The following is a 10965-nucleotide window of genomic DNA, read 5'->3' as shown; positions in this document are numbered from 1 at the left end:
ACGCCCCTACGGAATCCGGTACGACGGCTCGGACGGCTCGGTGACCTCCAGGTCCCGCTCCCAGCCCTCGCACTCGAGTTTGAGGTGCTGGATGGCGACAGCGTTGGCGTTCGCGTCCAGCTCGCCGAGCACCTGGTACTCCGAGGGGAACGCCCGGTAGACCTTGTAGGCGAGCGCCACCTGTCCGGCCTCGTTGAGGACCTGGATCACGATGTCCTTGCGGAAGTCCTTCAGCGAGGACTCGCTGCCGAGGCCCTGGCCGACCATCCAGACCTTGTTCGCCCAGCGGTCGAACTCCGGGTCGTGTGTGACACCGCGCTCGATCGTGATCGCCTCGAACTCGGTCCGGCCGGCGGATTTCCTCGGTGAACTGGGATCGCCGCCATTACGGTGCTTGATCACCTCGGTGGTCCTTTTCAACGGGCTGATCTTGCTGCACCCGGCGACGGTCTTTCCGTCCCAGAGCACCAGGAACTTGAAGTTCTTGTAAGGGTCGAACCGCTGCGCGTTGACAGTGAACTCTGCCATTTCGAATTCCTCACACCTCGATCCGGCCGGCCATCTGCTCGATCTTCACCACGACGAACTCGGCCGGTTTCAGCGGTGCGAAACCGACGATCACATTGACGATGCCGCGGTTGATGTCGTCCTGGGTCGTGGTGTCCTTGTCGCACTTCACGAAGTAGGCCTCGCGCGATGCGGTGCCCTGGAACGCACCCTGGGTGAACAGGGTGTGCAGGAAGGCGCCGACGTTGAGCCGGATCTGGCCCCACAGCGGCTCGTCGTTCGGCTCGAACACCACCCATTTCAGGCCGCGGTACAGGCTCTCCTCGATCATGAACGCCAGCCGTCGGACGGGGACGTACTTCCATTCCGACGCGAGCGCGTCCGCGCCGAGGAGGGTGCGCGCGCCCCAGACGACCGGACCGACGATCGGGAAGCTCCGCAGGCAGTTCACGCCGAGCGGGTTGAGCAGGCCGTTCTCGGCGTCGGACATCCTGACGCTCGTCGAACGCACCCCGGTGAGCCGCACATCGGTGCCGGCCGGCGCCTTCCACACACCGCGCTCGGCGTCGGTCCTGGCCATGAGCCCGGCGACCGCTCCCGACGGGGGGAACGCGCGCAGCCGTCCGGTCAGCGGGTCGGTCATCGTGATGTGCGGGAAGTACAGCGCCGCGTGGTCGCTGCGGACCGCGTCGTACGCCGGGAGGCCGGCCCGGGCCTGCTCGACGCCGGTCCACTCAGGCGGGCTGTCGACGATCAGCAGCATCCGCTTGTCCTCGCAGAGCTCCACGGCGGTGGCGATCACGCCGATCGCGTCCCCCGCGTAGTCAGGCCCGGCCAGGTCGGGGAGGCAGAGCAGGTTGACGTCCGGCTCCTGGCGCAGTGCCTGCATGCCGGTCCCGTCGGCCTCGCTGCCGCGGAACTCGGCGTCGGTCGGCGGCTCTCCGTCGTCGCCGCCCTCCAGCGCGTACGCGGTGGCGTGGGCCGTGGTCAGACCGAGCGCGTTGGCCACCTCGCCGGTGAGCGTCATCGTGGTGCCCGCCGTGCCGGCCAGCACCTGCAGCCGGGTGCCGGTCACGTCGACGTCCGCCCTGGTGAAGGCCTTGTCGGGCGACGCCGCCCGCAGTTTTCGCTCCAGCAGCAGGCCGAGCGCGGCGGGCGACGCGGGCGGGGTGTCGGCGGCGGTGTAGAGCGTGATCTCGACGGGCGGGACGTCCGGGACGGCCGCGGTGAAATTCTTGCCCGCGAGGTCCGGCAGCCGGTCGAGCGGCCCCGAGACCGTGCCGGAGAAGTCGGGCACCGCGTCACCGGTCGCCTTGGTGTCGATGTACGACGACTCGTTGACGACCGCCTCGACGAAGCGCGGCGCGTCGGCGTTCATCGACAGGTTGCGATAGCGCTCCAGCATCGCGCCGGAGGCGTCCAGCACGCGCAGCCCGAAGGTGTCGTCGGTCGTGCCCGGGTCGATCGCGACCCGCAGCCCGTTGCCCCACTCGCTGGCGTCGCGCGAGGTCACGGTCAGGGCCTTCGGCTCGCCGCCGGCCGCGATGGCCCTGGACGCGGGCGCGGCGCCCTTCGCGACCCGGACGACGACGGCGACCGAGCCGCCCGCCAGGAAGAACTGCTGCACCGCGTAGCCCAGCAGGCTCTTGGTGTCCAGGCCGCCGTACCGCCGCTCGAAGTCGGCGAAGCTGGTGATCGTCACCGCCTCGTCGATCGGTCCCCGCCGGGTCGCTCCCACGAACGCCGTCACCGAGGTGGTCACCGCGGTGATCGTGCGGACCCCGCTCGACAACTCCTCGATGTACACCCCGGGATACGAGACAGACGTCGCCATACCCTCCCCATTCCCCTTGAGACTGCTCGAAGCAATGAAAAAATCGCACGCGAATAAGCGAATGGAAGCGACGATCAGAAAGAGGTTTCCCCTGCCCCCGTACCCCTCCCCCGAGAGATTTGGGCCGACGCATATCGACCGACACCATAAGAGCATGCACACAGCGTCAGGGTCAACCACTCATGGTAATTCCCATGATTAACCAAGGTCATTTACGCGACTACCCGACAAGCCGACTTTTATTCGACGGCGATCTTTCCCGGGACGCGCTGCCCGGCGAGCCGTCACAGCAGTCCGAGTTCGCGAGCCCGGCGTACCGCGTCATGGCGGCGGTTCACCCCGAGCTTGCGGTAGGCGCTCTTGAGGTGGGTCTTCACCGTGTTCACCGAGACGTACAGATCGGCGCCGATCTCCTCGGTGGACATCATCATCGCCAGCCGTCGCAGCACATCGCGCTCGCGTCCGCTCAGCTCCTCCACGACCACCGGGGGCGCCTCCTCGGCGGGCGGCGGGGGCGCGCCGGGGGTGAGCCAGCCGCCGGCCAGTTCCCGGAGGGGGCCGGTTCTCAGGTGGGGCCGCAGCCACGGGCCGGTCTCCAGGAACGGCCGACGCAGCCGGTCGCGGCGCGCCTCGCGCAGGGCCCGGGCGAGCAGCCGGCGCGCGGCGGCGGGATCGCCGGTCCGTTCGGCGGCGCGGGCCCGCACCAGCGTGGCCCGGACGGTCACCGCGGGCCCGCAGTGCTCCTCGGGGCGCGTCCGGTCGAGCAGCTCGACCGCCTCGCCCGGCTCCCCCGCGGCCAGCCGGGCCCGCGCTTCCTCCACCGCGCAGGCCACCTGGTCCCGCGGCACCGCGCGCAGCACGCTTACGGCGGCCTCGGGCCGTCCCTCCGCGAGATGCGCGGCGGAGGCGACCAGCGCCGACTGCCCCGCCGCCCAGGGCGAGACGACCTCGGCGGTGACGGTCGGCTCCACCGCGTCGAGAGCGCCCCGGGTGTCGCCGCGGGCCAGCTGCAGCCGGGCGGTGGCGAGGACCCGGCCGGCCTCCCTCACCGGGTCCCGCAGCGCGGGGTGCGACTCGGCCGCCGCGTCGAGCAGGGCCTGTGCCTCGCCCAGTTCGTTGCGGTCGACGGCCACCGCGGCCAGGACGAGCAGCCCGATGCCGGAGCCGGCGGACCGGGGCAGTCCGAACCGTTCCGTCTCGGCCATCGCCGCGCGGGCCTGGCGCTCGGCGCGGCCGACATGGCCGTCCAGGCAGTCGATGAGGGCCAGCCGGCCGAGGGCGTCCTCGCGCAGCAGCGCCGTCGATGCGCCGCCGGGGCACTCGGCGGCCGGGGTGAGGGCGGCCCTCGCCTCCTCGAACCGCCCGGCCCACAGCCGGGTCGAGCCCAGGTGGGTCAGCAGCAGCGCGGTGAGTTCGGGATGTTTGTCCAGCAGATGGGGGGGCACCTGCGCGCGGACCTTCTCGGCGTCCGCCGCGGCCGCCTCCGCCCGCGCGGGCGAGCCGGTGAGACGGGCGGCCGAGGCCTCCAGCAGGGCACAGCTGAGCCGGGCGGCGGCCTCGTCGGGGGCGGCCGCACCCGGCGCGCCGCCCGCCTCCAAGGCGTCGGCGTCCGTGGCCGTACGCGCGGCTTCCGCCGGCGAGGGGTCCGCCGCCTCCCTCTCCGCCAACCCCCGCTGTGCCGCGCGGAGATGAGCCAGCCCGTGTTCCAGATCGCAGCGCGACAGGTCCCGGGCCGCCCGGACGAGTTCGGTCGCGGGGCTGCCCGCCTCGGGGCCCATGCGGGAGAACAGTTCGACGAAGTCGTCGGAGCGCAGGCCGGTGAAGAGCTGGCCGATCGCGAGGTCGTCGACGAGGGCGCTCGCGGTGAACTCCCAGTCGCCCGCGGCCGCCCCGTGCCCGAGGGTCTCCGTGAGCAGCCCGGACCGCCCGAACCAGTGGGCGGCCCGCAGATGGAGCTCCTGTTCCAGGCCGGGCGCGCGCACCCGCAGATGGGCCCGCAGGATCTCCCCGAACAGGGGGTGGAGGCGGTACCAGGCGTGTCCGAGGTCCTCGACGAAGGCGTTCTCCCGGTGCAGCCCGGCCAGGATCGGCTCGGAGTCGGCCCGCTCGGTCAGGGCGTTGGCGAGCTCGGGACAGAGCCGTTCGAGGATACTGACCCGCAGCAGCAGATCCTGGACCTCCGGGCTCTGCTGTTTGAGCACCTCCGCCAGCAGGAAGTCGGCGACGGTGCTGCGGTCGGCCTCGAACTCCTTGAGATACGTCTGCGGGTCCGGGGTCTCCTGGGCGGCGAGGGCGCACAGGCGCAGGCCGGCGGCCCAGCCCCGGGTCCGTTCCACGAGCGCGCCCGCCGCGGGCAGGGGCAGGCTCAGCCCGTGCAGCGCGAGGAGTTCGGCCGTCTCCTGCGGGGTGAAGGCCAGCTCGGCGCCGCGGATCTCGGTGAGCTGTCCGGCGGCGCGGTAGCGGTGCAGCGGCAGGAGGGGTTCCGTGCGCGTGACGAGGATCAGGCGCAGTCCGCCGCCCGCGTGGTGCAGGACGAACTCCAGCTGCTGTGCGATGTCGGGGTCGCGTACCTGGTCGTACTCGTCGAGGACCAGGGTGACGGGCCGCTCGCGGGCGCTGAGGTCGGCGGCGAGCCGGGCCAGCAGGGTGTGGGTGACCCGGCTCGCGTCCGCCGGGCTGCCCACCCCGGAGGGCGGCGGTACCCCGGCGGCCCGCAGCGCCTGGAGCAGGTACGCCCAGAACATGCCGGGTCCCTGGTCGGCGGCCTCGGTGGTGAACCAGGCGACGGACGGCTCCCGCTCGGCGGCCCAGTCGGCGACGAGCAGGGTCTTCCCCGCGCCGGCGGAGCCGTTCACCATGGTGAGCGGGGTGGTCAGGGCCTGGTCGAGATGGGCGAGCAGCCGTTCACGGCGCAGGAACGTCGCCGGCCGCGCGGGGATCGCGAACCGCGTCCGCAGATACGGATCACCCTGCGGATCGGCCGCCGGAGCCGTCCCGTGCGGATCGGCCGCCGGAGCCGCCCCGTGCAGATCGGCCGCCGGAGCCGCCCTCCCCGAAGGATCGGCTGCGGGCACGGCTCGCTGCGCAGCTTCCGCGAGACCGGTTCCCGGCACGGCCGCGCCCGGCGACCCGGCCCCCGGCACCGGCTCGTCCAGCGGGTCGGTTCCCGAGGCCGCCTCGCCGCGAGAACCGGCCCCCGGGGCCTTCGGCTCCGCGCCGTCTTCCTCGAACCCTGCCATGCGCTCACCGCCCGGTGTCGATCGTGGGTAGCGCTCGCCTCCTCCAGCATCGCAGGGACCGCGCTCCCCCGCAGCGGGAGGAAAGCGCAGGTCAGCCGCGCACCGTCGGGCGTCCGGCGGCACCGGGCCCGACGGCCGTGGCTGCGGACGGGCCCGGGGAACCGGTCCAGGCGTCATGGATTGGCCTTGGCCGACGGGTCGGCCGAGCCCCTACCGTCACGGCCATGCGGATTCGAATCGTCGACGCCTTCACCGACCGTCCCTTCGCCGGAAACCCGGCCGGGGTCCTGCTCCTCGACGCCTTCCCGGGCGACGACCGGCTCCAGAACGTGGCCCTGGAGGTCAACCACGCCGAGACGGCCTTCGCGCACCCCTCCCGCCCGGCGGCGAGGCGGACTGGGCGCTGCGCTGGTTCACCCCCGCCGTCGAGGTCGACCAGTGCGGCCACGCCACCCTGGCCACCGCCCACGTCCTGTTCGACACGGGTGCCCACACCGGCCCGGTGCGGTTCGCCACCCGCAGCGGCGTCCTCGTCGCGACGCCGGCCGAGGACGGATCGGTGACCCTGGACTTCCCGACGGCTCCGCTCACCGAGGTCGCCCTGCCGGACGGGGTCGCCGAGGCCCTCGGCGCCGAACCGCTCACCGCCCTGGACACCGGCCCCCACCTGGGCGACCTGCTGGTCGAGCTGGCCGACGAGAAGACCGTGCACGCCCTGCGGCCGGACCACAGGGCGCTCGGCGCCCACTCAAGGCGCGGCATCATCGCCACGGCCCGGGCCGAGAACCCGGCCCTCGGCCACGACTTCGTCTCCCGCTGCTTCTTCCCGAACGTCGGCATCGACGAGGACCCGGTCACCGGCAGCGCCCACACGGCGCTGGCCCCGTACTGGAGCGAACGGCTCGGCCGCACCGCGCTCACCGGTCTCCAGGCCTCCCCGCGCTCCGGCCGGGTCCGCACCGAACTGCGCGGCGGGCGGACCCTGCTGAACGGCCGCGCGGTGACGGTCGTCGAGGGCGAGCTGCTGGCCTGGTGAGCCGGCGGCTCAGGCCGTGGGCAGCCAGGACACCTTCCCGGCCAGCAGCGCGTACCCCACGAAAGCGCCGATGTCGAGCAGCGCATGGGCCGCCACCAGGGGCCCCACCCGCCCCCAGCGCCGGTACAGCAGGACGAACACCACGCCCATCACCATGTTGCCGATGAACCCACCGATGCCCTGGTAGAGGTGGTAGGACCCGCGCAGCACGGCGCTGGCCACCAGCGCCGTGCCGGGCGTCCAGCCGAGCTGTCCGAGGCGGCGCAGCAGATAGCCGACCACGATGACCTCTTCGAGGATCGCGTTCTGGAGCGCCGACATGATCAGCACGGGAAACTTCCACCAGACGTCCGGGAGAGCCTCGGGGACGACGGTGAGGTTGAAGCCGAGCCCGCGGGCCAGCAGGTAGAAGGCGATGCCGGTGCTGCCGATGACGGCCGCGACCCCGGCCCCGCGCCCGAGGTCCCACCAGGGCCGGCTGCGGTCGAAGCCGAGCGTCCGCAGTCCGCTCTGGCCCTCGCGCACCAGCAGGTGCGCGACGAGCGCCACCGGGACCAGCGCCGAGGCGATCCCGAAGAGCTGCCAGGCGAGGTCCAGCCAGGGCCGGCCCGGTGCGGCCGAGGCGTTGAGCGTCGCCGCCTGGTCCTTCAGCCCGCCCGGCTTGGTGACCGAGCCGAGGAAACTGATCAGCGCGGACACTCCGCTGGCACCGAGCGACAGCCCCAGCACGAGCAGTGTCTCGTCCCGGAAGATCCGCCGAGACGGCCGCTCGTCGTACACCTCACCCACCCGCACACCCGCTTCCGTTCAAGGGACACCACAGCTTGCCCGATGACACGGAAGCAACGGGAACCGCCCCTCCCCCGACGGCCGGGGAGGCCCATGCCGACCTAACGGGGCGAGGGGAACCGCGCGACCGGCCGCCACCGCCCCGCACCCCGGAGCGCGCCCCTGGCCCCCTGGGGACTCACCGCACTCCCACCGCCTCCGGCAACCCCACGGGCCATGTGTGCACCGGCTCCCCCAGGTGCATCAGCTCGGCGTAGCGCCGCGTCATCGCCGCCAGGGCCGCGTCCCGCGACAGCCCCGCGTCCACGGCCCGCCGGAACGTCGCCACCTGCCAGGTCGCCCCGTTCGTCCGCCGCCGGCACCGTTCCTCGATGACCCCGAGGTAGTGGTCCCGGTCGGCCGGCTCCACCCCCCAGGCATCGAGCCCGGCCTCCGCGAGCGGCAGCAGTTCCTCCCGTACGAGACTGACCGCGTCGACCTCGCCCACGCCCCCGAGCCGCCCGCGCCGCGGCCACTGCAAGCGGGCGTCGATGCCGTACCGGCAGGCGGCGTCGAAGTTGGCCTCGGCCGCCTCGAACGGCAGCCGGGACCACACCGGCCGCGTGTCCTCGGCGAGGGCGCGGACGACGCCGTAGTAGAAGGCCGCGTTGGCGATCACGTCGGTCACGGTGGGTCCGGCGGGCAGCACCCGGTTCTCCACCCTGAGGTGGGGGACGCCGTCGGCGATGCCGTACACGGGCCGGTTCCAGCGGTAGACGGTCCCGTTGTGCAGGACCAGTTCGGCCAGCGAGGGGATTCCGCCCGCCTCCAGCACCTCCAGCGGGTCCTCGTCGTCGCACAGGGGCAGCAGCGCGGGGAAGTAGCGCAGGTTCTCCTCGAACAGCTCGTAGGCCGAGCTGATCCACCGCTCCCCGAACCAGGTGCGCGGCCGTACGCCCTGTGCCTGGAGCTCGGGCGGCCGGGTGTCGGTGGCCTGGGTGAACAGCGGGGGCCGGGACTCGCGCCACAGCTCGCGGCCGAACAGGAAGGGTGCGTTGGCGCCCACGGCGATCTGCGCGGCGGTGACGGCCTGCGCCGCGTTCCACACGTCGGCGAAGCGGGCCGGGGTGACCTGCAGGTGCAGTTGTACGGAGGTGCAGGCAGCCTCGGGGACGATCGACTTCGAGGTGCACGACAGGTGCTCCACGCCGTCGATGTCGAGGGCGAAGTCCTCGCCCCGGGCGGCCACGATCTGGTCGTTGAGCAGGGTGTAGCGGTCGACGTCGGAAAGATTGGTGGTGACCAGGTCGTCACGGTCGAGAGTCGGCAGAATACCGATCATCACGATACCCGCGTCGACCTCCCCCGCCTTTCGATGGGCATATGCCAGTGACGTACGGAGTTCCTCGGCGAGCCGGTCGAATACCCGCCCGCCCAATCGGTGTGGAGCTATGTTGACTTCCAGGTTGAACATGGCGAGTTCTGTTTGGAAGTCCCGGCTCGCGATCCGCTCGAGTACTTCACCGTTCAGCATTTTCGGCAGGCCGTCGGCGCCCGCGAGATTCAGCTCGATCTCGAGCCCCATGAGGTTCTTCGGCCGGTCGAAGCGCTGCTGGGCCAGAAGCCGCTCCAGCCCCGTCAGGCACCTTCGGAGCTTGGCGCGGTACTGCTGCCGATCGGCCAGGTCGAACGCGCCCGCCGCGACCTTCTCCCCCATCGAAGCGTCCCTCCTCGCATGGGCGGGCCGGTGGTCCGGCCGCCGGTCTCCCGGGTCAGGTGGGATGATGCCCAGCCGGACCGATCGATAACGTCCCCGCCGGTTCCCGGCAGCCGCTACGCTGACCGGAAGCGCCGGACTGACCGGAGGCACATTCACGGGGCAAGCGGCAAACCACTCTTTCACTATCGCCCGGAACTCGAACTCGGGAACTCGTGAAAAAGTCCGACGAGAATGGGCCGACCATTGCGTGCGCATAACCCGAGGTCATCGCGGCGCCCACCGCTCTGAATCGGGATGATTCACACGTATCGCCGACCGAATGGACACTTGCCGGGTGTCCCGGGATCGGCTAGACGAAACACAGTCTGAACACGTGTCGTATAAACTCCTCGCACAAGGCGGAGAAGGTGGGCCCCGCGGTCGGAGGAGCCTGTCGTCCAGGTGGCGGCGGGCCGCTCGCGCACCCCGGCTGTCCGAAGACCCCGGCCCCTGCCTCTCCGACCTTCACGAGAGCTAGCTGACAGCGCCGTCCGCCCCCGCCCTCGCGCCACCGCCTGTGAATGAGAGGCGACCCATCATGCCGCTGCACGTCCCTCCGGCTCCCGCGCCCGCCCTCCGCTCCGTCCTGACGGCCCTCGGTTCCCCCACCGCGGTCCGTGAAGCCCGCACTCCGTCCCTGCGCTCCGCCCAGGACGAGGCCACCCCCGAACTCCCGCTGCCGCTGCACGTCCTGGACCGGATCACCCCCGAGGGCGTGTCCGCGACGCGACTGGCCGGCTGGCGCTTCCTGATCCGTTGCGGCGACCGGGCCGTGGCAGCGGCCGAGACCCGGCTCACCCCGGACGGCTGGGCGTTCTCCCATTTCTTCGAGGGCCCCTACATCGCCTCCACCGAACGCGCCCTGCGGCAGGCCGAGTCGGCGACCCAGCCGTACCAGGCACGGCTGCTGTCGGTGCCCGGGCTCTACATGCTCACCCTCTGGCTCCACGGCGACACCGACTCCGACGGCACCACCGGACACCCCGCGGCGACCGATCTGCTGGTGCCGCTGGCGCCGGCGCCGCCCGGCATCGCCGCCCATCGCGCCCACCGCGTCGCCGAGTTGCTCCCGGTGCTGACCCTTCGGGTGCCCCCGTCCGCCCCGCCGCCCCTGCTGGGCTCGCCCGCCTGACGCGGTACCGCCCACGGACCGCAGTCACCCCTACGCCGGACCCCGGCACCGCCCGTACGCCGTACCCCGTCGCCGTACCCCGGCGCCGGGGTACGGTGCCGTCCGCGGTGTTCGTCCCGGCGTCCCCGTCCGGACTAGCCCTATCCGGCCACTGGAAACCACCCGAAGTGACAGTGCAGTTGAGATGAACCGCCCGCGCGGGTGATGCGTCATGAACCTGTGAGAGGCGGTGCCGCGAAATCCCTGCGGAACGACGTCCGTGGGGCAACACTGGGTTCCGACCGACTTATCACAACGGGGGGCGGCCATGAACGACGTACACGACGCTTCACGCCGCGGGACAGACACGACCACACACACCACACACATCACGCCAGAGCGGAAGAACCCATCCATGTGCCAGCACCAGCCGCCGTGCCCGACAGCAACCTCCGCCGACCGGGAGTCCGCCCGGCTCGTGGCGCACCACCCGGAACAGGGCTGGAGCCTGCTGTGCAACGGCGTCCTCCTCTTCGAGGACACCGGTGAGCTCCTGCCGGACGGCCGGGTCATCGCCCCGCACCGGGTCACGACCGCAGCCTGAGCAGCACCGGACGGCGCGGGACCGCCGTCCGGGGACTTCGAGGGGCCGGACCGCAGCGGGCCGTTGCGAACCGGCCCCGACGCGTGTCCGGGCGCGCTCACTCCTCG

General features: G+C 72.1%; 7 protein-coding genes and 1 pseudogene. 3 read left to right on the top strand and 5 right to left on the bottom strand.

Features of this window, described 5'->3' with window-relative positions:
* Window positions 1-6: 6 nt before the first annotated feature.
* The 3 genes from U5640_RS38015 to U5640_RS38005 all read right to left on the bottom strand — a co-directional run bounded on the left by U5640_RS38015 (window position 7) and on the right by U5640_RS38005 (window position 5580).
* The gene (locus U5640_RS38015; protein ID WP_340383576.1) at window positions 7-528 is read right to left on the bottom strand and encodes a phage tail protein; all 522 of its coding nucleotides are present in this window, start codon (window positions 526-528) and stop codon (window positions 7-9) included.
* Window positions 529-538: 10 nt separating this feature from the next.
* Window positions 539-2341 carry a phage tail sheath subtilisin-like domain-containing protein gene (locus U5640_RS38010; RefSeq protein ID WP_340383574.1) on the bottom strand — a complete coding sequence of 601 codons (1803 nt, stop codon included), beginning with the start codon at window positions 2339-2341 and terminating at the stop codon, window positions 539-541.
* Between the two features lie 284 nt (window positions 2342-2625).
* Window positions 2626-5580, bottom strand: coding sequence for a LuxR C-terminal-related transcriptional regulator (locus tag U5640_RS38005; RefSeq protein WP_340383572.1), 2955 nt, complete (start codon window positions 5578-5580; stop codon window positions 2626-2628).
* Between the two features lie 224 nt (window positions 5581-5804).
* Here U5640_RS38005 and U5640_RS38000 point away from each other — a divergent pair.
* A pseudogene (locus U5640_RS38000) lies at window positions 5805-6616 on the top strand (PhzF family phenazine biosynthesis protein).
* 9 nt (window positions 6617-6625) lie between these two features.
* On the opposite strand, the gene U5640_RS37995 reads toward U5640_RS38000, so the two are convergent.
* The gene (locus U5640_RS37995) at window positions 6626-7405 is read right to left on the bottom strand and encodes a CPBP family intramembrane glutamic endopeptidase (RefSeq protein WP_340383570.1); all 780 of its coding nucleotides are present in this window, start codon (window positions 7403-7405) and stop codon (window positions 6626-6628) included.
* Window positions 7406-7583: 178 nt separating this feature from the next.
* Window positions 7584-9101: a glutamate--cysteine ligase gene (locus U5640_RS37990; protein ID WP_340383568.1), complete on the bottom strand. Its 1518-nt coding sequence runs from the start codon at window positions 9099-9101 to the stop codon at window positions 7584-7586.
* 580 nt (window positions 9102-9681) lie between these two features.
* On the opposite strand from U5640_RS37990, the gene U5640_RS37985 reads away from it, so the two are divergent.
* The gene (locus tag U5640_RS37985) at window positions 9682-10275 is read left to right on the top strand and encodes a hypothetical protein (protein ID WP_340383566.1); all 594 of its coding nucleotides are present in this window, start codon (window positions 9682-9684) and stop codon (window positions 10273-10275) included.
* Between the two features lie 394 nt (window positions 10276-10669).
* Window positions 10670-10858, top strand: coding sequence for a DUF5999 family protein (locus U5640_RS37980; protein WP_340383564.1), 189 nt, complete (start codon window positions 10670-10672; stop codon window positions 10856-10858).
* Window positions 10859-10965: the final 107 nt, after the last annotated feature.

The organism is Streptomyces sp. SS7, from assembly GCF_037993025.1.
Classification (GTDB): Bacteria; Actinomycetota; Actinomycetes; order Streptomycetales; family Streptomycetaceae; genus Streptomyces.
Note: the sequence above shows the minus strand (reverse complement) of the source record. Positions and strands in the feature narration are given on the sequence as shown.